This window comes from Shewanella gaetbuli (assembly GCF_023284065.1).
Taxonomy (GTDB): Bacteria; Pseudomonadota; Gammaproteobacteria; order Enterobacterales; family Shewanellaceae; genus Shewanella; species Shewanella gaetbuli.
In genome coordinates this window covers 89,556-116,542 of record NZ_JAKIKP010000006.1, presented here as the reverse complement: position 1 = coordinate 116,542, position 26,987 = coordinate 89,556, and the positions used below count along the sequence as shown (strand labels likewise).

22 protein-coding genes are annotated in these 26,987 nt (G+C 42.6%); 7 read left to right on the top strand and 15 right to left on the bottom strand.

The window, feature by feature from the left end:
* Positions 1–480 (bottom strand): low molecular weight protein-tyrosine-phosphatase, encoded by a 480-nt coding sequence (locus L2672_RS09905; RefSeq protein ID WP_248995693.1) that lies wholly within the window; start codon positions 478–480, stop codon positions 1–3.
* Positions 481–624: 144 nt separating this feature from the next.
* Positions 625–1,497, bottom strand: a complete 873-nt coding sequence (locus L2672_RS09900; RefSeq protein ID WP_248995692.1) for a DNA ligase — start codon at positions 1,495–1,497, stop codon at positions 625–627.
* A gap of 98 nt (positions 1,498–1,595) precedes the next feature.
* Between L2672_RS09900 and L2672_RS09895 the strand changes: the two genes are divergently transcribed.
* Positions 1,596–1,967, top strand: a complete 372-nt coding sequence (locus tag L2672_RS09895) for a diacylglycerol kinase (RefSeq protein WP_248995691.1) — start codon at positions 1,596–1,598, stop codon at positions 1,965–1,967.
* A 48-nt stretch (positions 1,968–2,015) separates the two neighbouring features.
* Here the strand turns inward: L2672_RS09895 and L2672_RS09890 are convergent, their stop codons facing one another.
* Positions 2,016–2,879: a LysR family transcriptional regulator gene (locus tag L2672_RS09890; RefSeq protein WP_248995690.1), complete on the bottom strand. Its 864-nt coding sequence runs from the start codon at positions 2,877–2,879 to the stop codon at positions 2,016–2,018.
* 108 nt (positions 2,880–2,987) lie between these two features.
* Between L2672_RS09890 and L2672_RS09885 the strand changes: the two genes are divergently transcribed.
* The 3 genes from L2672_RS09885 (at position 2,988) to L2672_RS09875 (ending at position 5,897) form a co-directional block, all read left to right on the top strand.
* Positions 2,988–3,449, top strand: a complete 462-nt coding sequence (locus L2672_RS09885; RefSeq protein WP_248995689.1) for a MaoP family protein — start codon at positions 2,988–2,990, stop codon at positions 3,447–3,449.
* 369 nt (positions 3,450–3,818) lie between these two features.
* Entirely contained in the window at positions 3,819–4,754 is a 936-nt protein-coding gene (locus L2672_RS09880; protein WP_248995688.1) for a hypothetical protein, read from the top strand.
* A 117-nt stretch (positions 4,755–4,871) separates the two neighbouring features.
* Complete coding sequence (locus tag L2672_RS09875) at positions 4,872–5,897, top strand: GGDEF domain-containing protein (RefSeq protein ID WP_248995687.1); 1,026 nt, start codon at positions 4,872–4,874, stop codon at positions 5,895–5,897.
* Positions 5,898–6,015: 118 nt separating this feature from the next.
* Here the strand turns inward: L2672_RS09875 and L2672_RS09870 are convergent, their stop codons facing one another.
* From L2672_RS09870 to pdsO, 3 genes are all read right to left on the bottom strand, one after another.
* Entirely contained in the window at positions 6,016–6,573 is a 558-nt protein-coding gene (locus tag L2672_RS09870) for a class GN sortase (protein WP_275975018.1), read from the bottom strand.
* Positions 6,574–6,660: 87 nt separating this feature from the next.
* On the bottom strand, positions 6,661–8,823 hold the full coding sequence (locus L2672_RS09865) for a marine proteobacterial sortase target protein (RefSeq protein WP_248995685.1): 2,163 nt from the start codon (positions 8,821–8,823) through the stop codon (positions 6,661–6,663).
* A 51-nt stretch (positions 8,824–8,874) separates the two neighbouring features.
* Positions 8,875–9,615 (bottom strand): sortase-associated OmpA-like protein PdsO, encoded by a 741-nt coding sequence (pdsO, locus tag L2672_RS09860; RefSeq protein WP_248995684.1) that lies wholly within the window; start codon positions 9,613–9,615, stop codon positions 8,875–8,877.
* Positions 9,616–9,821: 206 nt separating this feature from the next.
* Here pdsO and pdsR point away from each other — a divergent pair, with 206 nt between their 5' ends.
* From pdsR to L2672_RS09845, 3 genes are read left to right on the top strand one after another with little or no spacing between them, the layout of a single operon-like run.
* Positions 9,822–10,511 (top strand): proteobacterial dedicated sortase system response regulator, encoded by a 690-nt coding sequence (gene pdsR, locus L2672_RS09855; RefSeq protein WP_248995683.1) that lies wholly within the window; start codon positions 9,822–9,824, stop codon positions 10,509–10,511.
* A gap of 9 nt (positions 10,512–10,520) precedes the next feature.
* Positions 10,521–12,707, top strand: coding sequence for a proteobacterial dedicated sortase system histidine kinase (gene pdsS / locus L2672_RS09850; protein WP_248995682.1), 2,187 nt, complete (start codon positions 10,521–10,523; stop codon positions 12,705–12,707).
* 58 nt (positions 12,708–12,765) lie between these two features.
* A complete protein-coding gene (locus L2672_RS09845; RefSeq protein WP_248995681.1) occupies positions 12,766–13,950 on the top strand; it encodes a cystathionine beta-lyase in 1,185 nt (394 codons plus the stop codon).
* 59 nt (positions 13,951–14,009) lie between these two features.
* Here the strand turns inward: L2672_RS09845 and L2672_RS09840 are convergent, their stop codons facing one another.
* The 9 genes from L2672_RS09840 to L2672_RS09800 form a co-directional block, all read right to left on the bottom strand.
* Positions 14,010–14,486, bottom strand: a complete 477-nt coding sequence (locus tag L2672_RS09840) for a CreA family protein (protein ID WP_248995680.1) — start codon at positions 14,484–14,486, stop codon at positions 14,010–14,012.
* A 3-nt stretch (positions 14,487–14,489) separates the two neighbouring features.
* Positions 14,490–15,884 carry a molecular chaperone gene (gene yegD, locus L2672_RS09835; protein ID WP_248995679.1) on the bottom strand — a complete coding sequence of 465 codons (1,395 nt, stop codon included), beginning with the start codon at positions 15,882–15,884 and terminating at the stop codon, positions 14,490–14,492.
* Between the two features lie 161 nt (positions 15,885–16,045).
* The gene (gene topA, locus L2672_RS09830) at positions 16,046–18,691 is read right to left on the bottom strand and encodes a type I DNA topoisomerase (RefSeq protein ID WP_248995678.1); all 2,646 of its coding nucleotides are present in this window, start codon (positions 18,689–18,691) and stop codon (positions 16,046–16,048) included.
* 491 nt (positions 18,692–19,182) lie between these two features.
* Complete coding sequence (locus tag L2672_RS09825; protein ID WP_248995677.1) at positions 19,183–19,410, bottom strand: hypothetical protein; 228 nt, start codon at positions 19,408–19,410, stop codon at positions 19,183–19,185.
* A 16-nt stretch (positions 19,411–19,426) separates the two neighbouring features.
* A complete protein-coding gene (locus L2672_RS09820; RefSeq protein WP_248995676.1) occupies positions 19,427–19,672 on the bottom strand; it encodes a hypothetical protein in 246 nt (81 codons plus the stop codon).
* Positions 19,673–19,745: 73 nt separating this feature from the next.
* Positions 19,746–20,330, bottom strand: a complete 585-nt coding sequence (locus L2672_RS09815) for a hypothetical protein (protein ID WP_248995675.1) — start codon at positions 20,328–20,330, stop codon at positions 19,746–19,748.
* Entirely contained in the window at positions 20,311–24,876 is a 4,566-nt protein-coding gene (locus L2672_RS09810) for a tail fiber domain-containing protein (protein WP_248995674.1), read from the bottom strand. Before L2672_RS09810 ends, L2672_RS09815 begins: the two co-directional genes overlap by 20 nt.
* Positions 24,876–26,591 carry a hypothetical protein gene (locus tag L2672_RS09805; protein WP_248995673.1) on the bottom strand — a complete coding sequence of 572 codons (1,716 nt, stop codon included), beginning with the start codon at positions 26,589–26,591 and terminating at the stop codon, positions 24,876–24,878. Before L2672_RS09805 ends, L2672_RS09810 begins: the two co-directional genes overlap by 1 nt.
* Entirely contained in the window at positions 26,591–26,962 is a 372-nt protein-coding gene (locus tag L2672_RS09800) for a D-Ala-D-Ala carboxypeptidase family metallohydrolase (protein WP_248995672.1), read from the bottom strand. The genes L2672_RS09805 and L2672_RS09800 overlap by 1 nt, the downstream gene beginning before the upstream one ends.
* Positions 26,963–26,987: the final 25 nt, after the last annotated feature.

Genomic DNA, 26,987 nt, shown 5'->3' with positions numbered 1-26,987 from the left:
CTAACTCGCATCGGCCAAGTTTTTGGCTAACGCGGTCAAGCTATTTTCAAGCAAGTCAATCACCTCTTCAAAGCCTCTAGCACCTCCATAATATGGGTCAGGCACTTCTTCTACGCCGGTATCACCAAACTCAAGAATCATTTTTAATTTGTGCTGATGATGTTGTGGACAACGGGCTTTTAAATCACTCATATTAGCTTTGTCTGCTGCTAAGATGAGGTCAAAGTTGTCAAAGTCAGCATCGGTCACTTGTCTGGCAGTAATACCTGAAAAGTCAATTCCCCTTGCCTCACCCGCTTGACGACTTCTGGCATCAGGTAAGTTCCCTTGGTGGTAAGCAATAGTCCCCGCTGAATCAATATTAACTCTAAGCTTATATTGCTGTGCTTTTTGCCTAAATACCGCTTCAGCGGTTGGAGAGCGGCATATATTGCCCATACAAACAAATAAAACTGATTTAATATGTTGCATATTTTCCATATAGCCTAAAAGAAATAGAATATTTAGTTACTTTACTACAGTTTAAGTTTCAATATCTATTGTGAACTATATATACATAACTTAAATAGCTTACTGTTTAGTGCAATCTATAAACCGACGAAAAGTAATATAAACCGCCTAAAACTATTGGTAGTTTTTTCTTAATCGTAAAAAGCTGGCAAATCTGGGGATACCGTTTTTGGTAAACCCTAAATACTGATAGGTCACTACACTGCCAATTGGCGGAGGGTTCTGCCTTTCTTTGTCTGTAAAGCCAGTGCCAATCTCAAAAACTTTTTCATTGGGCATTTTTACTTTTAACGCCCCCATCATCCCCTTATATTTTCCCTTTCCTTCGCTATAACCAATAACAACAGCCTCAGCATCGTGTTTTTTCTTCAGCTTTAATATGTGATTGACTCGGCCCACTTGGTAAAGTGCATTTTTATGATGCAGCATTAACCCTTCACCGCCTAAGGCGACAACGTCGTCAAGCAACTGGTATAGCGCCTCAACGTTTTTGACCGTTTGTTGCTCAATAACCTCAAGGTAAACCGATTGGCTGGCAACGGTATTTAACTGCTGCAAACGTACACTAAATGGCTCTTTGGATGTTGGTAAATCAAACAGCATAAACTTAACTTTTCGCCAATCATTTTCATTCGGTTTATGTTGACGGACTAAACCAGAAACCCATTCAAATTGCCCTCTATCAATCCATAGCTCACCCTCTATCGGCATAGATGGAAAATCTTTGCTAAACCATGCTGGAGCGCGAATTACTATTCCGCTGCGAGTAAAAAGTTGAGTCCCATTCCAATAACCTCTCACACCATCATATTTTTCACTGACTAAATATTCAGCTAAATTAATATTTCCAGAGTAATGTTTAGCAAGTTGTATAGGCGGTTTATCGTTAGTCGCATGTAGCGGTTTAGATGAAAAAGCTGAGCCTAAAAATATGACTAAAGTCACGCCTAAAAGTATAACGTGTGGTGCTAGTGATTGATTTTTCATGAGCATTCCTTTGCTAGTTGGCATACATGTTAGTTAACAACTCCCACTATCAATGGCATAATTTGAAAATTCGGTCTATTACAAAATTGTGAGCGTAAATGAAGCCTCAGAATAATCATGGAATCAAGCGCGTAATACGTGCGACGGGTTTCTCTATCAAAGGACTTAAAGCGGCTTTTAGAGATGAAGCAGCATTCCGACAAGAGCTTGCTCTTGCCGTTATTATGTTGCCAATTGCAATACTAGTGAATGTTACTGTGGTCGAAAAACTACTGCTGGTTTTGAGTGTTTTTCTGGTATTAATTGTTGAATTATTAAACTCAGCGATTGAAGCTGTGGTTGACCGGTTTGGCGGTGAAATTCATCCATTGAGCGGTCAAGCTAAAGATATTGCTTCAGCAGCGGTATTGTTAAGTCTGCTATTTTGCGCCATTTGCTGGATTGCGATACTAGGGCCGCTATTAATATAACTTGCCCCTGATGCAAAAAAACGCTTCGATATTGGCTGAATAGCAATTCTATTTGCTAGCAGCCATCGTTGACTCACCCTGCAACAATGTAATCGCTTGCTCCACTTTAGCCATTCTTTCATTACCAGACCAAAATGCGGCGTAAACATGTCTATCAATCGTCTTTGCCCCAGCAACATAAAATAATTGGCCTGCCTCAATATAATGTTCAATTAATGGTTTAGGTAAAAATGCACAGCCACCATTATTTAAAATAAAGTCTAAACCAATTCTTGCCGAGCTAGTATGCAACACCGGAGTCGGCAACATCGCAAATTCTTGAGCATGGGTGATATTAAATGCCGTCCCCCAATCCACCTTGATATAGTTAACGTTATTGATATCAGACAAATCAATATCCGCCTGATGGCTAACCAAACACAAACTCACATCCAACAATTTTGTTACTGCAACTTCTTCAAGTTGTGGCGGGTCAAAGGTCACGGCTATATCTATGCTTCTTTCTAATAACTGACGGATCATTAACTGAGGCGAAATAATTTCAGTGCGTAAAGCGACACCGGACAGCCCTAAGTGAAGGGGTTGAAAAAAACGTTGTAAATAGGTATCCCAAATATTATGTGCCGCACCAATGGTTAATTGCGACGAGTGATTGTCGTTAATACTCACATCTTGCTTGGCCCTTTCCCATGCCATTAATACCGCATCAGCATGACCAATCATTCGCTCGCCAGCTGGCGTAGGCTGAATATTGTTTCTAAGCCGTTCAAATAATTCGACACCCAAAATCATTTCAAGTTGCTTAATTCGAAAGCTAACCGCACTTCTGGTCAGGAATAAGTTTTCTGCTGCTTTACCAAAGTGGCGCGTTTTCGAGACTTCTAAAAATGTTTTTAATAAATCCGTATCCATAAAAATTCTTCACCATAATGGTCAAAATATTTTGATTTCAAAAAACTAACTCTTAGCCAATACTCCAAATTTGAAATCTTCAATCACTTAATCTTATAGGTAAAGACTATGTCACAGCAATCATATAACAATGCCGCTGTTACTCTAAATGCTATTTCTAGTGGCGCAGCAAGTTTTGTCAGCACTAAGCGTTTTTTTGATGATGTTAATTTCCCTAAAGGCTTTAAACGGTGTGGGGATTTCACAAATAAAGAAGCTGAGCTGCTAGAACAACACGGGCATGCATTAAAAGCACTAATGGAAGGCACTCAGTTACCGGGTACACCTGATGAAGATCAGTTTGTCAAAGTATCACAAGGAGCACTGGCGCCAAGCACTACGCTAGAGCTACTTTGGGCAAAATACACCAAACTGGCAAAAGGTAAGCCATTTTATGCCGTTGTTGGCACGATACATACTCACAATAAGTCCGCTAGCGCGGCCATTGAAACAGACATTGATTTTGACGACATCGATGACGGTGAGGATATTGATGATAACGATGACAACGATGACAACGCAAAAGATTAATCGTTAAATACATTCCAATGGGACTATTTATGCTTAGGGTAAAAAGAGGCAAATAGTCCCACCTTACTCCTTTATCGCTTTCGCTCCGGTTAATAATATCACTTGTGGTTCTCTCTCCGCTTTCAATTACATTTTGGTTTAATCACACCAATAATCCCCCCTTTAAATCATCAGGTCGATGAATTTGATTAAGAAAAACCTTGATTTAGAACAAACAATAGCTACACAAATATTTACATTTAATCACAAAATGATAACATGACAGCGCTGGCATCGAGAGCTTGAAGTATCACTCCTTTTCGAGCATTCGAACGCTGCAACTTAATTCACTCATCTTTGCTGTATAACAATAATAAGCGCGGAGTCAGTATGTTCAAAAACCTGATGTCTTTTACTTTGCTACTGCTACCCTCGATAGCATTAGCGAATGTAGACAGCAGCATGGCACAAAGTTCCCTTGAGCAGTCTGTTACAAATGATAACCATGTGATGAGTGAGTTTTCATTCAATGTCGGTGGGTTTTACGCTAACTCTGATTCCTATATGGTGGTCACCAACCCTAAAAGTGGCGGTACATTTCCATTAGATTTTGAAGATGACCTTAATCTGAAAGAACAACAATTTTTACCTTTCTTCGAATTCACCTACTCATTTAATCAAAAACATAATGTGTATTTAGATTGGAAGTCACTGCATCGCACAGCACGCTCTCCTGCATTAGAAAAAGAATTTCAAATAACCATAGATGACACCGTTTATGATGTTCAAGCAGGTATTTCACTGCAATCGACGCTTGATATTGATATTTTACGCTTAGGTTATGGTTACGATTTTGCTGAAGGCAGTAATTACATTTTTGGTGTCTCTGTGGGTCTGCATACCATGTTTATTAAAACGGCATTTGAAGGTGATATTGGTATTTGCGTTCCCAATACAGAACTGGCAGCTTATTGCGATAAGACCATTACTAGCCCTAGGCTGGTTGATAATAGTGTTACAGCTCCCCTACCTGACATAGGGTTATACGGTACATATGAATTTTTAACTGATTGGGTATTTAAAGCCCACGCACAATATTTTGCGGTACAGTATGACAATGTTAAAGGTTCTTTGATTGATATTCGTGCGGTTGTTGAGGCTAAAATCAATGATAGCTGGTCCCTCACAGCAGGGTTTAATTACTATAAAGTCGATGTTGACTACGAGCAAACTCTTTCTGTTTTAGAACAAGATGTGAATATCGCTGATTATAATATTAATTATAGCTTCACAGGTCCCATGATTTCTGTCATGTATTCATTCTAAGTTAATAAACACCTATTTTTGGTAATGTTTTTTTATGGTGTAGATATTTTTCTGCTATATTTTTCAGAGTTACCTGTCTTTTATGGTCATTAGACCCTTCATCATTAGAGAGAACAGATGTCGAATTCGCTTATCAAAATTGCAGCTGCGAACCTCAAAAAAGCTGTACCATTAATGCTTAAACATCAAATTCCAACAACCCCAACCAATTATGCTCTTTGGTACGCTTATGTCGGTGAGCAAAATCCACAACTCAACGCCGAACTAGATGCAGCCATTGCCCAAAATCAAACCTGTTCTCCAGTCACCAGTGAAATACTGTACCGCAAACATGTTGCTGATCCCGTTGAGCTTAACGTAAGAGAATTAAAGCAGAATTTAGATGCCATGGTATGTGAGTTGTCGCAATCATTAAAAGACACCAATGCCGACACCAGTTCTTTTCAAGCACAAATTGATAAAGATTTTTCGCAGTTAACTGACATTGAAACAAAAGGATTTTCTTTAGAGCAAGTCATTGGCGTTGTTCGCAGTATTGTTAAAGAGTCAGAGAATATTCGCTCAAGCACGGTTAATTTCTCTAACCAGTTACAAAAAGCACAGTCTGAAATTGATGCCTTAAAAAACCAACTTGCCGCTTCTGAAAAAGACGTGTTATATGACGCCCTAACTAATGTATTTAACCGTCGGGCATTTGATGCAGACATTCAAGCGCAAATATCGCTTGAGCCAGAAGGGTGTTGTTTAATAATACTCGATATCGATCACTTTAAAGCGTTTAACGATAATTTTGGCCATCAATTAGGTGATTTAGTTCTAAAAACCGTCGCTAAACGTGTACAACAAGCCTGCCGAGATGGCAATAAACTCTACCGAATTGGCGGTGAAGAATTTGCGATTATTATTCCGTCAAGCCAAATTCGAGTCGCCAGACAACTTGCAGAAACCCTTCGCAGAGCGATTGAAAAACTTACAGTAAAAGACAGACGTAGTGATAAAGTGATTGACTCAATTACGGCATCATTTGGGGTGGCACAATGGCAACCCAAACAAGATTTCGCTGCGTTAATTGAAAACTCTGACCATCAACTTTATGAAGCTAAAAGACTGGGGCGTAACCGTGTTATGCCTATTTCAAATTAATGAACTGTTGCAAACAGATTGTAAGCATAAATAGTTACTGGTGGACGTGACTCACCATATAATGATTTATATTAAAAAACACCGAATAACCAGGTTATTCGGTGTTTGTAATAGTGGGTTAAATCATATTGGCTGTACTGGTTGCTTTCGCTTCAACAATATAGCGCTGGCTTGCATTCGCAGAAAGTTGTTCGAATGGATAACAGGTAATCAAGGTTAATCTGCTGTCATCAGAGGCGGCCATTTCTTCAATTTGATTTTCATTAACGACACGCAACTCAGTGACTTGATACTGACTATACACACCCTGAGTATTTTGAATTTCAATAACATCACCCACTTGCAAGTATTTAAGCTTCAAAAAATGACTATCTCTATGGCCGGCAATAACTGTATTACCTTGCTCACCAGCCCCCGCCCCGCCTAAATATAGCCCGGGACCAAAGGCCAATGTCCTGCCAGATAATCCAGCTAACACAAAAACATCGTCCTCTATCATTTGTTCATTTTGAGAAATAAAACGCATTTTAGCAACGGGATGAGTATCCGCCCATGACCAAGGTTTATGCGGTTGATGATCAACAAGTGTTTTCTCAAATGCTCTTTCAATTAAGTATTGTGCAAAGTGTGCTTTCGCTTGCATATATCCTCCTTTGAAAACCATCGCGAATGCCATTAAAAGCAATAACGCTAGCACCCAATATTGAAATTTTTGCTTGCCACTGGTTTTATTTTTGAAATGGCTCAACAACATAATTTATCCTTAAATATTAAATTGGCGCTGCCCTGGTAAAACCCCTTTAAACCATAACCAATACAATAAACAGAAAATTAATAAACTCCCGCCTGATAACAACCACAATCGGCTTGCTGTCGCTGTTTGTGGAAGTTTGTTAAAAGCCGAGTTCATTCTCCAACCTGCAGGCATTAGCCTTGCAACATTTTCTGATAAGGCTGTGGCGTTAATGTTTGCAGGCGTCACATCAACAGCAATTAGGCTGGTTTGACTGCTCACCAAATGATAATCAAGGGCAATTTTTTCAACCTGAGCCGCTGTTTTCTGTTTATTCATTGGCGTTTGGTAAAGCTCTAACTCGGTAATTTTTGCATTAGCCCACACAAGATCTAACCCTTGTGAAGACGTCCTCGATGAGAAATCTACTGTTTTTTGCCAGTATTGTCCTTGGATCTTTCCTGAAATCACAACCGCGGGCATTGATGGCTTATCGGTTTTAAAACTGATAACAACCGGCGTATGCTGATAAACATCTTTAATAGCGGATGGCCAATAATCGACCATAGTTCCATCTGCAAATTCAATTTGAACATCAGTTAACACTGGCTGAGATATTTTATCGAGCAGTTGAGTCATTTTCTCGACTACGTCTGAAACTTGACCAATATAGGTATAAGTCCCCTTACCCATTTCAGCCGCTCTTCGCATAAAGTGGCTATTGGGTGCAGAGCCTATACCTACTGTAAATAAGCGTGAATCATTTAATTGAAATGATATTTGCTCAAACAATTGAGCCTCATTTGATACTGAACCATCAGTAATAAATAATACCTGACGTAACCACTCAGTTGAACGATTAACATCAACACTCTCAGACAACGCAGCATTCAACGCTGGAGCAATCTCAGTACCGTTATCAGCCTCTAACGACTGAATAAAACGCTTTGCATGTGAAATATTTCTTGCGCTAGCGGGAACGGAATATTCAAATAACTGATTAACATAAGAGTCAAAGGCAATAATATTAAATTTATCAGCAACGTCTAATCCATTTAGCGCGACCTCTAATGCCTTTTTAGCCTGTACAATTGAGTCACCCATCATCGAACCTGAAGTATCAATAACCATCACCAACTCACGGTTAACTTTATGGGTAGATTTAATGGATTGATTTGGCGGCATTAGCATCGCCATAGCATAGCTAGACTCTACTTTTGAATCGTATAGATTACTTTGGTCACCATTGATAGCCAAAGGATGACTACGCTGACTAACTTTATCTTGATGGGTTTTACCTTGCTGATAAAAACCACTTGCGGCCACCTCATCACCCGAATGAGTCTGCCAAGACAACACAAAGTCACGATTCAGTGGCACGTTCCCCTGCACGCTGACATAAGATTTACGGCCATCGTTAACCTCTGTAACGGGGTGATAATGGCTAACAACATTGGTGACCTCAAAACCAGCATCAATCTCAACGTCCATTTGTACATGATGGCTGTTGTTATCCGCTAATTTAGCCGTAGCAGATTCGGCTAAAATAGGTGACTCTACCTGAGTTGATGGATGATAAGGCCCTTGGTGAGTTTTTGGGCGATAACGGGGGGCAACAGTAAGTGGAAAACGTAAACTAAATTGGCCGTCTTTATAGGATATTGTTTGTAGATAACTCATTTCTACAACCACTTTTTGTCGCGGAGCAATATTAGCTAATTCAGTGGTAAAAATATTTGTTTGTTGTTGGCTGACTAAGCTAGCTTGTTTACCCTGCTTTTTAGCTTGTTCAAACTGTTTTTTAGCCTGCTGTTTAGGAGAAATTTTCCCTTCAATAACCCGCTGACCAATGCGCAGACGCATATCATCAACGGCTGCATTTTCGGGTAACGGAAAAACATATTTGGCATTTACCCAGTTGTCTTCAGTATTGGTAAATTCCTGTTTAACTGTGACACGATTAATTAAACCTGACACTTTCATATTCACTTGGGTGTCTAACGCCAGCATTTGTTTAAGTTGGCCATTCACTTCATAACTCACCACGCCCTGAGTTATTTGATTTTCAGTCACTGAATCGGCGGCAATTGGTGGGGTATGTTCAATAGCAAAGGCATCATTTAAGTACGTTGCTAATAACCAACAACAAAGTGTTACGCTGGCCATAGACAACAATCGACAATTAATAGACATAAGATCTCCTAAAGGCATGCTTAACATGCCTTTAATACCGATAAAATAAGGTTAGTTGGCAGCTAGCTGGGCGCTTTCAGAAATTAACTTTAAGGTGACACGACGGTCAAAAAAGTCATTTTCAAAGTTTTGTTCTTCATGTAATGGCGCTGAAGCTCCGAATGCCTCACCGTGTAATCGAGATTCATCTACCCCTTGTGACGCTAAATAGTTAGTCACTTCTATTAACCTTTGCTCTGACAACGCTTGATTAAACACATCGTTACCGCGACGATCCGCATAGCCCATTAAATTTAAATTGAGCTCAGGCATAGCAGCCATCATATAAACCACATTGTCTAACTGCTGCTTGAAGATAGGCTCAATTTGACTACTGCCTGTTTTAAATTGCACATTCATGCCAACACTGAGTTCAGTTAAGGTTTTATCTTGATGTGATTGCAGTTTGGCGACTTCTGTTTGCAACTCTTGTAGCCTATGCTGTTGTTGCGCGTACTCAGATAACTTCTCCTCACGTTGCTGAAGCGTTGTCTGCTGTTCCGCTAATAAGGCTTGCTGGGCTTTAATTTCTGATTCATCACCCACCGATTTACCAATAAATGTTCCTGTTACCGCGCCAATAAAAGCACCAATGGGCCCACCAACAACAGCGCCTAAAACGATTCCTGAACTTAACCCAACTAATTCTTCTGTGTGCTCACGTTCTTGTTTAGCATTCACTGTATCGGCATAACTCATTTGGTTAACGAATAATGAAGAGATAACGGTAAGTGCAATAATTGGCTTTTTCATAATGTCATTCCTTGTAGGTTTCAAAATAATGAGTCACTGACTCGATGACGTTATTAAACAACAAGGAAATGGCTTTTTAAGGGTGTAAAAATGGCAATTTAGGGGTCAATTGTGGCAACAAAATGGCAATTGCTTTGACAGGCTTTAAAGCAAGATAAATTACTGTATAGTCTGCTTTGTAAATGTAAAACAGCTCAGGGGATTTAATGAAACGCATTGCCATTGTTGAAGACGAAGCCGCTATTCGTGACAATTATAAAGAAGTATTGCAACAGCAAGGTTACCATGTTCAAGCGTACTCTAATCGCCCCACCGCAATGCTGGCATTTAATGATCGTCTTCCCGATTTAGCGGTTATCGACATCGGTTTAGAAGATGAAATTGATGGTGGTTTTACGCTATGCCAATCTTTAAGAGCCATGTCGAGTAGTTTACCGATAATCTTTTTAACCGCGCGCGATAGTGATTTTGATACCGTGTGCGGGCTTCGCTTAGGTGCAGACGATTACTTAACCAAAGATGTGAGTTTTCCTCACTTACTGGCGCGTATTGCCGCCTTGTTTCGCCGTTCTGAACTAATAGGCTCAAGTAGTGTAAATGACAATCTTATGATCCGTGATCATTTGAGTATCGACGGTAATAGAATGCAAGTGCTGTGGAAACAAGCCCCTATTGAGCTTACGGTTACCGAGTTTTGGATGGTGCATGCACTGGCCAAACACCCCGGTCATGTGCGTAGTCGGCAAGATTTAATGCAAGAAGCAAAAATCTATGTGGATGACAGTACGATTACGTCACATGTAAAACGCATTCGCAAAAAGTTTATCGCAATGGACGCCGACTTCAACTGCATCGATACCGTATATGGCATGGGTTATCGTTGGGATAGTATGTAAGGACGTCACATGTATTTGCCTTTAGGCCTTAGAGCTAAAGTTATTTTCTTGTCGTTATTCTTACTCTGCCTACCTTGGCTTGGATATGAATATGTATGGGAAATGGAAAAATACCTTCGTTACGGCCAAGAAAAAACCCTAGAAGGCACGACTCAAGCACTGGCGACCGCATTGCATGAACGGCCTAAACTATTTGATAATCAAGCCAGTTTTTTAACTCAAGTCAAAAAAGGGCGAGATTTATATGCCTATCCATTACAAGGGCCGATTCAACTAGACGGCAAGTTGCAAGACTGGCAACAATATCGCCACCGAGTTTTACATTACGGTGAAGATCATGTTATTTATCAAAGTGATGAACAACAGGTTAAGCTTAACTTTAATCATATGGTGGGAAAATATGGCGGTTATCTGTATGGCTTTTTTGAGGTAAACGACCCAGCGGTTGTGTTTAGAGGTAAAAATAGCTTAAGGGTAGATAGAAATGATCATTTAGTTATTGCCACTCTCACCCCCAATAATCAATTTACTCGTTATGTCGTATCGAATACCCAAAGTGGCTGGTTAAGTGCCTATAAACTGCCAGATGATCCCAGCCAATCAATGCCGGTGATACCTGAAAATCGAATTCAAGGACAACTGCAACAAACCCCCAATGGCTATAACATTGAATTTAGAATTCCATTAGAAATGGTCGGCAGTAAACTTGGTTTTGCAATTCATAACGTCAATGACGCTACAGCACGGCAGTTAGTGAATATTGTAGGCACTTCAGCTACAGACTCTATTGCCTCATTAGGCACCGTTTTAGTTCCCTCCCCTGAAATTGAAAGTATTATTAAAGGCATGGGACATAATAGCTCTAGAATTTGGGTGGTAGATAACCATGGTCGAGTACTGGCTAAATCTGGCGATATTCGAACCTCCAGTAAAGCGTGGAATGCTGAAATAGACGATGCTCCAGCAGACAATATATGGACGCAATTTCATAAAAATTACTTGCTGCCTTTGTATTACAAAATCCTCACTCGCCCCCCTCAAGACTTCATTGACTCATTACAAGACTCAACAGAGTTGAGTGGTAGCCACGTAGAAAAAGCACTTAATGGTCAACAAGGTTCAACATGGCGGTTAACCCCAGATAATAAAGCTGTCGTTTTAGCTGCAGCCAGTCCAATCTGGATTGACGATAAAGTCATGGGGGTGGTTATTGCCGAAGAAACCACTCACGGCATTCGTAGCTTACGTAACCGAGCACTGGAAAAACTGTTTAATGTTATTCTGACCATTATGAGTATGGGCACATTAGCGCTGTTCATTTTTGCTTCAAGTATTTCAAGCCGCATAAGACGTTTAAGAGACCAAGCTGAGCTTGCCATTGATAGCCAAGGTAGAGTCAGACAACAAATAACGGCTTCAAAAAATCGTGATGAAATTGGCGATTTATCTAGAAGTTTTGCAAACATTGTCAGTCGCTTAAGCCAATATACTCATTATTTAGAAAACATGTCTTCTCGGTTATCCCATGAATTACGCACTCCCGTGGCGGTAGTGCGTAGCTCGTTAGAACATTTAAATAGCCAAACTCTCGACCCCAATAGCCAAAAATATGTCCAACGAGCTCAAGACGGAGTCAATCGACTGCATATCATTTTAAATAACCTGAGTGAGGCAACGCGTTTAGAAGCCAGTTTATTACAAGCGGAACGAATGCGTTTTCCATTAAGAAAAGTCATCAGCGGCTGTATGCAAGGTTATCAAATGACCTATACCACACAGAGCTTTAAAGTACATATTGAAGACAAAGACATGCTTTGTAACGGTGTGCCTGAATACATTGCTCAGCTAATGGATAAGTTAATTAATAATGCCATTGAATTTAGCCAGCCCGAGACGCCGGTTACTGTAAGCCTGACTCAATATCAAAAACAAGCGGTGCTTAAAGTGACCAATATTGGTAGCAGCTTACCTGATGATATGAGTGAACAAATTTTTGAGTCCATGGTGTCCATTAGGCCACAAAGTGCCACTACTAAACCCCATTTAGGGTTAGGACTATACATCGCTAGACTAGTAACGGATTTTCACAAGGGAACAATCAAAGCAAATAACGTGGTTATAAATGATGAAGTAAACAACACGAAAGTGAATGGTGTTGAAATATGTTTAACATTACCAATAACCGATACAGAATAACCCTTTCATTTGGCCGTATAGATGTTAGGATGGCTAAAAGCAAATTTTGGGAATGGATATGAGTAAAAATAGTCAGCAATCAACTCAAATAGTTAGCCTTGGTAGAGATAAAAAATACACCAAAGGCATTATTAATCCGCCGGTGTTTCGCGCATCGACTGTGGTATTTGACACCATGGATGACATGCGTTTTGCCATAAAAAATAAAACTAACGGTGAATTATTTTACGGTAGACGTGGTACGCCAACTCACTTCTCTTTTCAAGAAGCCATAGCCGAATTAGAAGGCGGCGCTGGCACGGCCTTGTATCCATCAGGCGCGGGCGCCATAAGTAGTGCATTGTTGTCGTTTTTAAAAAGCGGTGACCACTTATTAATGGTGGACAGCGCCTACGAGCCGACTCGTGATTTATGCGACAAAATGCTGGCTGGTTTTGGTATTGAAACCACTTACTACGACCCAATGATTGGTGAAGGGATACGCGATCTTATAAAACCCAACACTAAAGTGTTGTTTTTAGAGTCACCCGGTTCAATCACCATGGAAGTACAAGACGTACCGACCCTAAGCAAAATTGCCCACGAGCACAATATTATTGTGATGCTAGATAATACTTGGGCATCACCTATTAACTCTCGTCCGTTTGAGATGGGTGTCGATATTTCAATTCAAGCGGCAACAAAATATATTGTTGGCCATTCCGATGTCATGATGGGCACAGCCACCGCAACTGAAGCACACTGGCCAACATTAAGAGAAAACAGCTACCTAATGGGCCAAACCACTTCACCTGATGATGTATTTCTTGCTGCAAGAGGATTACGTACATTAGGGGTTAGAATGGCTCAGCATCATAAGAATGGTTTAGAAATTGCCAACTGGCTTAAAAACCGCCCTGAAGTAGACCATGTTCGCCATCCTGCATTTGAAACCTGTCCGGGGCATGAGTTTTTTAAACGTGACTTTACCAGCGCAAATGGACTATTTTCGTTTGTATTAAAACAAGGCAATTTAAAAAGTGTTACCGCCTTTGTTGAAAACATGCAGCACTTTAAAATGGGATTCTCGTGGGGCGGTTACGAAAGCTTAATTCTAGGGGTGTTTGGGATTGATAAAATCCGCACAGCAACCCAGTGGGACTCATCTAAACCGCTGATTAGGTTACATATTGGCTTAGAAGATACTCAAGACTTAATTGCTGATCTTGAGCAAGCGTTCGAACGATATAACGCGGTAAAATAACCCCCATAAAAACACAATACAAAAACGGCTGAATATTCAGCCGTTTTTTAGTTTACTGATTAATTGTCTAGCGTCTTAAGTGAATCCCACGCTTCAGTACCATACAAAGGCACAGTGGAAAGCGCATGTTTATGACTACCATTAGTTTCTTTGGTGGAATAAGACAAATAAAGTAAAGTTTGATTTTCTTTATCCAGAATTCGTCGAACCTTTAAGCTTTTAAATAAAATGCTTAAAGACTCTTTAAATACAATTTCGCCCCCCTTACTGGTATCGATATCAGCAAGATCATTAGCGGTAATCGGCCCTGTTTGACGGCAGCTGATGCTCATATCGGAAGGATCGGCAAAGTCTAAATCCGCTTTAATGCGACTGATATGACAAGTTACCCCAGGTATTTTAGGGTCGTGTTTAGCATCAATAACGACATCTTTAGTGGTAAACAACCCTAAACTCACCTTACCCACATCATCACTACAGCTTGCAAGTAAGCTGCTAAGCATCGCCACTGCAATTAATTGTTTATTGATTTTCATAAATTACCCTTTAAATGCCTGTTGTGCAGTCCGTGTTAACCCTGCCGTTACTGAACCAAAATGGTCCCCAACTACCACCGAGGCTTGAGGATACACTTTAGCAATTTGATTGTATATTGCAGGGCTTCTGGCTGTTCCACCGGTAATATACACAATGTCTGGAGTGGTTACTTGTTCAGATTGCGCCTGTGGGCTAGTCATTGCTTGTTGCATTAACTGACTCACTTTATCTAAAGAAGATTCAATGGCTTGTTCAAATTGCGGTTCAGTTACTTCAATCGTTAAACCCGCTTCAATAAAATCAATAGCAGCCTTGTGTGATGGTGCATCAGATAACGCCATTTTGGTTAATTCAGCTTGGCGTACTACCTGAAAACTCATTTGGTTAGCATGGAGAACTTGTAAACGTTTAATCAACTCAGGCTGTTTAGCATCTTTGATCAGCGCATCAATGAGTTTTTTGGTAGACAATTGGTAGAAATCACGTTGGGCACTAATGTCGTTAACCGCAACGGCATTCCAAAAAATATTTGATGGCATAGGTTTACCATCAAGCATATGACTTTGACTACCGAAGCTTGGCATAAAGCCGTGCATTGCCAGGGCAATATCTAAATCATTACCGCCAACACGCTGCCCGGTATGGCCGTAAAAATCTTGGCTGCGGTCTTGTTTGGTTTGTAAACTCGGACCCATTTTGACTAAAGAGCAATCGGTAGTACCGCCGCCCACGTCTACAACAAGTACGTTGGCATTTTCAGTTAAGGTTGCCTCAAAATCCATTCCCGCCGCAATGGGCTCAAATAAGAACTTCACCTCATCAAAACCGGCTCGTTTAGCCGCAACAGATAAAATAGCTTCCGCTTGTTGGTTACTTTGCTCACCACCAATGCCTTGAAAGTTTACCGGACGGCCGATCATTGCATGGGTCGCGGGCGATAAGCCTTTTTGTTGAAGTTGTGTATCCACAATTACTTTCACATGCTGCATCATCAAGGTGACAATATCTTCAAACAGTGCAACCTGTTCAGCACGCAGTCCTGATGCGCCTAAAAAAGATTTTGGCGAACGGACATAAAAACCTTCCTCGGGCATATCGAGGTAGGCTTCTATGGCCTTTTCTCCCACAAAAACCGCTTGTTCTGTGGCCGTTAAATCTAACTCATGGCGTACTTGAATTGCGCGAGCAAGCTGGGAACTTCTGAGTTTGGCATAATCGGCTTTAAGTGATTGAGGTAAACCAAAATAAACAGCTTGAGCGATGAGGTCACGATCATAAGCATATAAGGTTGACGGTAAATAATTTGAGTTTTTGCCTAACGCGAGCTGAACCACCTCACCTTCTAGCCATACACCAACAGCACAATTTGCACTGCCATAATCAAAACCGACAATCATTTTCTTTACCCAATAAAAAACTAAACGAGTAGATTAACATACTCAATCATTGAAAAGGTATATTGACTCCACTGGTTGAGCAGATTTGATACACAACTCATGCAAATACACATAAAAAACGCCATCAATAATGATGGCGTTTTTGTGCTAATACATTTTAACTACTTTTTAGCTTTTTTCTTGGTGCTTTTTGTGGACTCGCTTACCCACTTACCACCAATAAATTTAGCCGACCAACCCGTCGCTTTACCGTCAACCTCACTAGCAACATATTGCTCTTTGGTTTTACGGCTGAATTTAACGGACGTTTTATTGCCGTTATCATCGACCACGGGAGCGTCAGCTAAAAATGCGTATTTATCCCATAGCAAGTCACGGTATTTAACCAGTTCTTCCACCAGTGGCGCCCGCGTTTCACGAGACTTAGGGAATGTACTTGCCGCGAGGAAGATACCTGCTGCGCCATCTCGCAACACAAAATGCGCGTCTGACTTAGTACATTTTAAATCTGGTAAAAAGATAGGATCTTCTTTTGGTGGTGCCGCTTCGCCATTTTTAAGTAACTTGCGGGTATTTTTACATTCACTGTTAGTACAGCCAAAGTATTTACCAAAGCGGCCATTCTTAAGTTCCATATCATTGCCGCACTTATCGCACTCAATGATTGGGCCTTCATAGCCTTTGATCTTAAATTGACCTTTTTCAATCTCATAACCATCACAGCTAGGGTTATTACCACATACGTGTAATTTACGAGATTCGTCAATCAAATAACTATCCATTGCAGTGCCACATTTACCACAACGGTGTTTAGCACGCAGCGCGTCTGTTTCACCGTCTTCTGTGTCACTAATAGCTTCATCACCAGGTGTTAGGTTTACCGTGGTTTTACAACGCTCTTTTGGAGGCAATGCATACCCACTACACCCTAAGAACACCCCTGTAGTACCGGTTCTAATACCCATTTTACGTTGACACGTTGGGCATTCAATATCGGTTAACACTGGGTCGTTTGAGCGCATTCCGCCTTCATCTGGCGCAAGTTCAGCTAATAACAACTGTTTGGTGAAGTCACCGTAAAATCCATCAAGGACTTTTTTCCAATCTAGTTTGCCATGAGCAACATCATCTAATGTTTGCTCCATACTCGCGGTGAAGTCGTAGCTCATTAACTCTTTAAAGCTTTCAACTAAACGCTCACTGACAATTTCACCCATTTTTTCAGCGAAGAATCGACGATTATCAACGCGAACGTAACCACGGTCTTGAATGGTTGAAATAATCGTTGCATAAGTAGACGGTCTACCAATGCCTCTTTTCTCTAATTCTTTAACCAACGACGCTTCACTGTATCGCGCAGGTGGCTTGGTGAAGTGCTGTTTAGGCGTCAACTCAGCTAAGGTTAACTTGTCACCAATTTGTACCACAGGCAAAGTGCTGTCATCGTCATTTTTCTTGCTCATTGGTGGTTGCACACGAGTCCAACCATCAAAACGCAAGGTGCGACCACTGGCTTTTAACTCATACTCACCTGCGGTAACCGTTAAACGAGTGGCATCATATTTTGCAGGAGTCATCTGACACGCCACAAATTGACGCCAAATTAATTCATACAAACGCTGAGCGTCACGCTCCATATCCGTTAATGTGGCTGATTGCACAGCAACATTTGATGGTCGAATAGCTTCATGCGCTTCTTGTGCACCCTGCTTGCTACCATAACGGATAGGGTCAGCTGGAAGATACTTATCGCCAAACTCTTTACCAATCATGTCACGCACGGTGTCTAACGCTTCTTGACTCAAGTTAGTCGAGTCGGTACGCATATAAGTAATATGACCCGCTTCATACAGACGCTGAGCCATCATCATGGTTTTCTTTACGCCAAAGCCCAAACGGGTGCTCGCAGCCTGCTGGAGCGTAGAAGTGATAAACGGCGCAGAAGGTTTGCTCGATGTAGCTTTATCTTCACGGTTTGACACCGTAAACGTTGCCGACTGAAGCGCATCAACAGCGACCTGAGCTTGAGCTTCATTAATGGGTTCAAATGCTGATGATTGATATTTCATCACCTGCATTTTGAGCTTTTCAGCTTTACTGGTATTTAAATCAGCATGAATATCCCAGAACTCTTCAGGCACAAAGGCTTTAATTTCGCCTTCACGCTCAACCACTAATCGGGTTGCAACTGATTGAACTCGTCCCGCAGACAGTCCTCGAGCTACTTTTTTCCACAATAATGGCGACACCATAAAACCAACCACTCGGTCGAGGAAACGACGAGCTTGCTGCGCATTAACCATATTGGTATCTAGCGTTGCAGGTTTGCTGAAAGCGTCTTGAATCGCTGACTTAGTAATCTCATTAAATACCACTCGTTGATACCGTGAAGCATCACCACCGATAATTTCCTGCAAATGCCAGGCGATAGCTTCTCCTTCACGGTCCAAATCGGTTGCGAGATAGATTTGGTCAGCAGATTCAGCGAGTGTTTTTAATTCTTTAACGACCTTTTCTTTGCCAGGTAGAATGGCATATTTAGCGGCCCAACCTTTTTCAGGGTTAATCCCCATTCGGGAAACTAAGGCTTGTTTGTCTCTAGCTTGCTTATATTTAGCTTTTGCTTCAGGTGACATCTTACGGACTTCGGCAGCAGGTTTTGCTGGCACAGTGCCGTCAGAAGTAGAGGAAGTCGGGAGGTCACGGATGTGACCAACACTCGACTTAACGATAAATTCTTTACCAAGATATTTATTAATTGTCTTGGCTTTGGCCGGCGATTCGACAATAACTAGCGATTTACCCATAGTTTGATTTGCGCCAAATAGTCTCAAAAAGTAACAAAATTGATTCCATATATAGAGTGTTGCGGCCAGACTTTCAAGTAAATCTAGTTTTTATGTGCGTTAGTGAGCGATTTTTTAACCAAAATAAATAAATGTAAAAAATAATATGCATTCTTTAACAATATTCTCCTTAATTATCCATAAGTGACCAGAACCGCTAGGCATCGGGCTTACAGCGTGACCATGAGTATCCATCATTATTAAATAAAATGACCCCACAGTGACCCCAAGGGCAAAAAATGGGTTTCAAAACGGTCACAGGATGGACCCAAGAAAATTATCACTTTTAGATTAAAACTTGACCAACGAAAAAGGACGCTCAATGCGTCCTTTTATTTTTTATTAGGGTTTATTTTTAACCTAAAGCTTCTCGAACAGTCTGAACAATTTTATCGTCCAGTTTATTATCCGTCCTTTTTACGAAAGCTTCGAGTAGTGAAAGAATGACTTCTTTAACTACTTTCTCGGTCACTAATTTCAGTAGTAGTGTTTTTAGAATTTTTACGAGTACCGTTCCCATCGTACACCTCTTTTAGTTTTTGGATGTGCTGGATTAACCCCATCACATCACCGTCTGAAAAACCTGCGGCCTGCGCTATTTGGTCAATCGCACTTCGCATACCATTTGCGGTATCTTGTGCGTCAAGTAATCGGGCTTTAAGTAAAGTAATCTCGTCCATCGTTACCTCTTTGAAATTAGTTAGTCGTTACGATTGGTATTGCCTTGGTTTGGGTTCGAACAATACGTGCTGAGTCCACAATGGCCTCGACCGTTGTTTCAGCCACAGCTTCAAAATTCCCCGTACCATCATCACGAAAGAACAGGTTTGAGGAGTGAATGCGAATGCTTGGGTCTGGTGAATCCGTTTCGAAATTGACTAGCACCGTTGCTAGGTCAACGTTCAACTGATCTTGTAGCTGGGCAAATTCATCTAATGTCATAGCGCACCTATATAAGTTGATACTGGTCAAATATTATTAGTAATACTACTATTTAAAGGCGAAAAAGTCACGTTTACGGGTCACTTGGGGAGGCTACCACATAGTAAAGTTTAATCCCTGTCGCCTTACCTTGCCGCCCCATAAGCCAACTTCCAAGGTCGTTGATTCGTTGCACACCGTTAAGCTGTTCCGAAAAATGGAAGTATTTTTGATTACTTACACGGATTGCGTGGCTTACATAAACATCCCAAGATGTGCTGAACTCTTGAAATTGAACCTCTAAATAGGCTTTGTATCCTATGGGGAGATACCCACCATACACATCTACAAAAAAGCCAGATGGCCTGTTGTAGTAATCAGCGTTCAAGTAACAGGCATCGACAACCATTCCACCAAGCGTAGGTGGGCTTAATTGCCCACCATTTTGGCGAAAGTACCCTACTCCTTTATATGGGTATTGCCCTATCGGGTCGAAATAGTAAGGTATTAGCGTATGAGTTGTACTGCTAACCCCCGCCCAATCTCCTGAGTTATACATACCGCTTGGATAGCCAGCTAAATTTCTCACATCTGCATCGTTTGAATTGAAAGGTTGGATTGAACCTCTAGCCTCCTTGATAACATCAGCAGAGCTAAAATTAGTTAGTGGTATCGCCATATAGCCCTCCTTTTATTAGTCCCATCAATGAAGCCATTTGCCTTTTAAGTTCGCTGATTTCTTTATCGTGCTCGCGTTTCAATTGTTTGATTGCCCCAGCAAGTAACGCCTGAACCTCAAAACCACCGCCTTTTAATCGTTTCAGCCCATCACTACCAACACTGACAAAGCCCTCTAGCTCTTTCTCAACATCCTGTGCAATGAACCCGTACTCTCTTTTATAGGTTTTGTGGCTGTTGTTGGCATTGTCATATGTGTCAACCAGCTTGTCATAGCTACCAGTGCGCAATCGGCATACTGAGGCCAATGGGTCTTTAAACTCTTTAATATTGCGTTTTATGCGTTCATCTGAGGTATAGGCAAAGTAACAATGCCCATCGAGGTACAAGTTGCCGTTGCTGGGGTTAAACGTGATGCCTTTACTACTTGAGTTGTAGATATTGCCTCCACTTGCGAACAGCACTGGAAACTGCGAACTGGAAGAAGTGGAATTGATTTTGACCTTGTTGGCAGTGGCGCTTATCCCTAAATACTTGCTAGAAAGTGCCGTTCCACCCTCATAGACAACACCACTTGTCCAAATGTTGTCGCCCATAGCACATTTAGGTGTCCCGTTGGCACACCACACCATTTGGTGACCGCCTGCCATTGTGCCACCAGTAGTATTGTTAGTGTGTTTGTATGCAAGGCCATATAGGTTGCCAAAGGTCGCGCCACTATCATCAACCATGTAGGCCGTACCCATTGACCAGATATGGCCAACCTTATATGAGTCGTAAATACCGTACATGCCAGAACGTCTAGCACTACTACTCACTGGGGCAATTCGACCCGTTGTATCAAACATCAACCTACTATTGCATAAGTAGCCATGCTTGATTTTGGTAAACCCATCACTAGGTCTTACTGTCAGCCCTTGGTTTCCCGATGCGAAAAGCGTGTCGCCTGAGTGCCAGACAAGACCGTAAAACCCTGTTGAAGTTGAAGTGTTCACGTCAACCGTATCTGCCCAACTAGCGGTTGAAGCGTTGCCTGATAGTGAACCTGAGAAAGTTGGGGCACTCACTACACCGCTTGTTGAAATCGAAACGGTCTTTCTCGACCCCCAAGTCTGAGCATTAGTATAAAAATATATTGCACCATCAGACCCTAAGTGCAAGTCCTCCCCAGTGTTCCCCGAAGCTACAGCATTTGCCGCTGTTGACTCCCCCGAACCAATAACAACATTGCCTCCTGAGCCGATGATTAGGTTTGTTCCGTTAACCCCACCGTCTAATGCTGAAATAGAAGCCCCTGCATGTGACCCTTTTTTGAAAAGTAACGCCCCCGTCATCGTCCCACCGCTAAGTGGGACATAGCTATGGGTATGATTCCCTGCTGCGTAGTTAGTTGAGCCAGTGCCGATATTATTGTTCTTCGAGCTATATAAGACCCTCCAACTAGGGCTATAGCTACTGCCGTTATTGATGTAGACCCAATCGCGATGTGAATTAGCACCGCCTGATCCTGTCGTGGGGCAAGCAACCTTAATGGTGCAACCACTTCTACTTGTACCGATAACCTCAATAACGCTACCCGCAGTACCTATCTTACCAATACCTGTATCTACAACCACTTGATTTGCATATGACCACGCCCCTCGGCATACCCATATTTGTGTGGAGAATGCCCCTTTTGCCTCTAGCAAATCTAAAAATTCATCTGTGTCAATTGTCTGGTTTGACCCAAAATATAATTGCCCTGCGTCTTTTGGGACTTTCATCTCTTGATGTGACCATGACACGTTGGCAGAGCCATTTACTGACTTGCCAGATGAACCAATAGTTAACGTTCTTGGGCTTGTCCACGTATCTGCGTTAGGGTGATAGCCAGCATGAAATACCGTATTGCCGTTGTATATCAATCCCGTGTTTGAGCGCGTACCTGATGTGCTGACTAGCCTCAACTCATTTGAGCTAGTTGATGAAGCATTTGAGCCAGCCCGTAAATACAACGACTCCGAAGTGCCAGAACCATCATGGTCAGCGTGGATCAAAATATTCGCTGCACCTAAAAGTTCCGTTCGGGTTGACACTCCATTCACTGTACCCGTTACATAAGGTTTGTAGTTGTATGTTGAGGAGTAGCCAATATACTTTGTCGAGGCTAGAGAAATATTTCCCGTCATAGTCCCACCGCCAAGTGGCAAGTAGCTATGAGTATGATTACCTGCTGCGTAATTGGTGCTGCCCGTGCCGATATTACGGTTATTAGCTGAGTAAACTCGGCTGCCAGCGTCATAGACTTTACCCTGTGAGTCGGCAATCAGGTAGCCAAAGTTACCCATATAAAGATTGCCCAATACCACCGATGCACCAGAGCCAACGCCACCATCGTTTACTGTGAAATACTTGTCCCCTGCATATGCAAGGCTTTCTACAAGGACACCACCTGTACTGCTAACCGTTTCTGTGACAGTAGCACTAATATTACCGCCACTAATGATGTTGCCATTATCATCCGCAGCCCAAGAACCACTGACATTTGATATTTCAAACCAATACTCGTACTCATAACCCGCAGTTGGCGCGGGGCATAACACGTTGTTATCTATATCAATGCCTGAGTGGTGTTCTTCGGGTTCACCTGGGGCGGTGACGTTAGTTGCCCAGCCTGTATATGTACTTGAATCAATTGTTTCTGTTGAACCTCCCGCACGTTTCCGCTTCAAGGTGACTGTACATTTAGGGGCTGAGGTGTGGCTATTAGCCCCTTTATGCCCTCTAACGCCTCCTGAAACACTTAGGCTAATTGTCGTGTTAGCTCCACCAGAAAGAATGGGTTCATCGTAGTTAGCAGGTGTTCCGTCTAACTTAGCCATGTAGTACGTACCCGCCACAGCCGATGATGACTTACTGCGCGAGCCGCCAGTTAACGTAGCATCTGGGTCTGTAAGTACAATTCGGTCACGGTACTCAGGCGATAAATCTTTCCATTGGATCTGACCAGCCTTACCAAGATTCAACGCGCCCTCGATAAAGGTATTACCTAAGTGCGCTCGTTTAGAATTGGGGTCATCTACATTCTCGACATTAATGATCGTGCTTGCCTCAATAAGCGACACACGGGCATGGTCAATCCATACCTTATTGTCACGAATGCTGAAAGGCATAATATCTGTTGAGCCGTTGGTGAAACCGATTTGGTCAGCATTGAACAGAATTGCCGTCCCATCAGGGTTCGAAGTTAAACCGAAACCTGCCACCTTACCATCAGCCTGAATTTTCAACGAGTAAAATGCCTCATTCTCATTGGCGCTCATTCGCTGCTCAACTGCACTTACACTGTCCTTAGTCGCATAGGCCGTTAGCTCGGTACGCTGCGCATAATCAGCATTGGCAAGTTCAGTGGTGGTCACATAACTGCTCAAGGTTGTATCTAAGTCAGTTTCCAATACATATGCTGTTAAGTCAGTACGTGTAGCATAATCCGCATTGGCAAGCTCAGAGCTAGTGACATAACTACCTAAAGTAGTATCGAGGTCTACTTGCTTAACATAGGCTGTTAAATCACTTCGTTTCGCATAATCAGCACTGGCAAGCTCAGAACTGGTTACATAGCTACTTAGCGTTGTATCTAGGTCAGTTTCCAACACATATGCTGTTAAGTCAGTACGTGTAGCGTAGTCTGCGTTCGCAAGCTCGGTTGATGTGACATAGCTACCCAGCGTAGTATCGAGGTCTACTTGCTTAACATAGGCGGTTAACTCATTTCGCGTTGCATAGTCTGCCGCAGCCAATTCAGTTTGGGATACATATGAACCCTCAATATCTCCCACCTGACTGCTTAATGAATCTAGCTGTTGTTCAATAGAGCCTATTTGAGAACCAACCTCAGTGTAATTGTTCTCTAAGTCACCAATGCGTAGCTCCCAGCCTCCGTCAAAGGGCGCATCAATCTTACTGCTTAATGCTTGCTCAAGTGCTTCTTGGGTGATCCAACCTTTTCTCAAGTCGAGCGATTCAGTGGTTTTAGTTGTGTGTCCCGCAGAGTCAGACAGTGGTGACTTTTCACCTTTGGCGTTTACATGGCGCAGCCAGTAGATGTAATTTGTGTTTTGTTGCACGGTAACATCTAAAAACGTGCCTGATACCTGACCAATTGCAAAAGATTCGCTGAACCCGACTAAATTCTCTCCATCCCATGTCGTGCGGTAGATTTGGGTGTACCAATAGCCCTTAAAATCTGGCCTTTCCCAGCCAATTACAACCGCAGAATCTGAAGCAGAAAGCACTACCCCGACAGGGGCTGTTGGCGTTTCGACCTCTACATCGGGTGCGTCTGGATTTTGCCCATTGCCTGCCACCAAGTTTCTAATCGTACCTGCGGCCTGAATGCCACCAATATCCCTAAAAGTCACTGCGGCATCTAATGGGTTGCCTTTGCCCTGACCTCCCATCACTCGCGTATTTTCACTTAACGCAAGTAACAGATTGCGCATTTCAGGTGAAGCATCCTTTGGGATTGGTGGAAGTGCTCTTTTGGCTCTATTTCCTGTCAATGCCATTAAATAAACTCCTGTGCGGTCTGTCCCACTTGAATATCTTGTATTTCAACACTCGCAGAAGCGTGAACTTCTACCCACCAACGTTTACTACGGTTTTGGAACGGTAAGTAGAAGAAGTCTGCGCTTTGAACTGTTTTGGTGTAGCTGTCTTCTGTCCCGTCTAACTTCTCGCATTTCACTGTTACATTGACGGGATAAGCGTTGGCTCTTACCTTTGCCACACTGAAACAAATAGGCGTGTTGAACGTGTACTCTTTTGAATGCCATTCAATCGGGTATGAACGGTCAAGGTCTGCATCAAACAACATCACCTCAGTGCCGCCCTGCTCAACAAAGGCTAAATCTGCAGAATCGGTCAGTTGGCAAGTAGCCTGTGGGTTCAAGTCCACCTCACGTAACCCGTCCGTTGGGTTTGCAGGGTCGAATACATATGTTTTTTGTGCCGATGGTGAATGGATAAACACAAAGCCCTCGTAGTGGCTCAGTGTCATTGTGCTTGGGTCTAGTGCTGCCCACTGTTTTTCCGTCATGTAATCTCGGCTGACGTTACGTGTTAAATAGCCCTCAATCTCAAACAGGCCATTGGTTGAGACAAAGTAAACTCGGTCAAATACCTCTGTAACTCCCGCCTGACTAACACACGCTACTGGCTCGGCCAGTTTTGTAGGTGACATTGCCGATGGTGCTGCACCAGACAACACGTAAGGGTGCGAATCAGTCAAAACGACTAAATTAGCCCCTGACACCATAATGGTGACAACCTGCTCACTGAATACTTGATAATAAGCGGTCGGCCACGCATGAAAGGCTGCGGGTTCTGAGAAACACACCAAACGGTCATTGTGGCCTGCCAGAAAATCCCCAATGGAAACCACTTTACGAAGTGCCCCATTTGGGAATGTGGCTACGTCATCATCAGGTGGCGGTGTCCAATCGTAGGTAGTGGGGCTTTCATCCAGTAGCATTGACGGTACAGTGTCTTTAAACACTGGGTTGTCTACATTGTTATCTACCGTACCCGCGAACTGGTACAAGCCAGAACCTGCACCGTTGAAATTGCCTCGGTACACATACCACTTGGCCACTGTCCCGCGACCTGCATCACTGGCAATTCCGTGTAGGGGAACGTCTGGCATTTTCAAGTCTACGTACCAAACACGTTCACCCTCATATTCTTTAAACACCACACTATCTGAGGCCGATGACGGGGCTGAGGCTCGGCCAAATGCGTCTACAAACACCACAATGTAGTTAGTCTCGTAGGCATCAAACTCACTTTCCTCTGTTCCATCACTAGGCGCGTCATGTGTGCCTGAACCCTCAATTGTTGGCGCATCAGGCGTATAAACACCTAATCGGTGTGTGACATTCGGGAACGGGGCAACGCCACTTTCTGCGATAGTGTTGAACGTCATCTGCGGGTAGGTATCAGGGTCAGCAATAACAACGTAGTCCCACGGATCATTCGCAAGCGGCACACGGACAGCACTTACATTCTCCTTATCCCATGAGAACCATTTCGTGTTGTATTTAAATAGCGACTTGACCTTATCGTTGTGCAAACCGCCACCTGCTGCGGCCTTTGGCATTTGCCAGCTTTCTAAAATATCTCTACCCGACCGTGTATTGACGCTTGTTACTGCGTAGCCATCATTGAGTTGTATCGGGTCAAACTTGGGCGCAATGCCCTTAAACTCAGATAGTGTGATTTTCATTAGCGGTAAGTCCAGCTCATGAACGACTCGCGGAAGTCGATATGGATAAAACTATTGGCAAAGCCAAACCCTTTAGCACCGTGCTTTAGCGCAATCTCGACTAATCGAATACGAGACGCGCCCCAAGGAATGCGCACATCAAAGGCAACACCTTTATTGTGGTAGCCTGCACGGGGTTTCTTAGCCTCTGCTGGGTGCGCTCGGCAACGGAATGCACTAGACAACGGCATTGGCTCACCAAACTCCTCACGGATTGCTTGTAACTTAGTAAGTGCTTCATCGTCACAGTGGTTGGGCAATGCGCCATTGCATACCGAGCATTTACAGCGCAATTCTTCTTTAGGAAAGTTTTTACGGAATGGTTCAGTCATATTAACGGCCTAACAATTGGTTATA